This window comes from Oleiphilus sp. HI0067, from assembly GCF_001635735.1.
In genome coordinates, this window is sequence record NZ_LWFI01000492.1 from 1 (window position 1) to 894 (window position 894).

The window sequence follows — 894 nt, forward strand, 5'->3', positions numbered from 1 at the left end:
AGCTAAGAAAGACGTGATCGTTGTTGAAGGTATTCCGAATGATAGAAATGAAGCCTATTTAACACGACTTAATATCGATATTGCCCAGAATCTAAATGCGCCCGTTATTCTTGTCGCCGACGTCAATCAACGGACACCCACTCAATTATCTAAACACCTTAAAGTTGCGGCTTCGCTATATCACGGCACGGAGAGTCCTGACGTGCTTGGAGTAGTATTAAATCGCGTTGGAGAAATATCTGATGAGGACTTTTCAGCGCGCCTCGTTTCAATAAGTGACCTAAATGTATTTACCAATAATTTCCATTTAATTGGTGCAATACCACTTCTAAAAGAACTCGCAGCCCCAAGGGTCAGTGATCTTAAGTACACATTAGAAGTTAACTCGCTTAACGAAGGTGAATCAGACTATCGCCGAATTTATGACATCGTGTTTGCTGCAAAGACCGTAGACAATATCATTCCTAGGCTAACGCCTGGCACGCTTGTGGTAACACCGTCAGACCGAAGTGACGTCATTGTCGCTGCGTGTATGGCTGGCTTATCAGGCATTCCTCTCGCGGGCATATTGCTCACAAGTGATTCGAATATCGACCCTCGCATACACAAGCTTTGCGCAGCCGCTTTAAAAGCTGGTTTACCGCTTCTATCAACACCAACTGACACATTTAGAACGGCAGCAGCTCTTGCTAACCTTAACCGTGTCGTGCAGGTCGATGATGAAGCCAGAATGCGTCAGGTTGTGAGTATGGTTTCCGAGCATCTCGATTTGGAATGGCTCGCTCAAGTATGCGCCAAAGAGCGAAAGAGTCGCCTGTCGCCCCCTGCATTTCGCCACATGCTTACGTCTCGCGCTCGTTCCGCCAAAAAACGTATCGTTTTACCTGAAGGAAA

1 protein-coding gene is annotated in these 894 nt (G+C 46.3%); it reads left to right on the top strand.

The genetic code is table 11. From position 1 onward, the window contains the following. The coding region (locus tag A3739_RS05885; RefSeq protein ID WP_156502387.1) for a DRTGG domain-containing protein at nt 1-894 on the top strand (894 nt) is incomplete at both ends.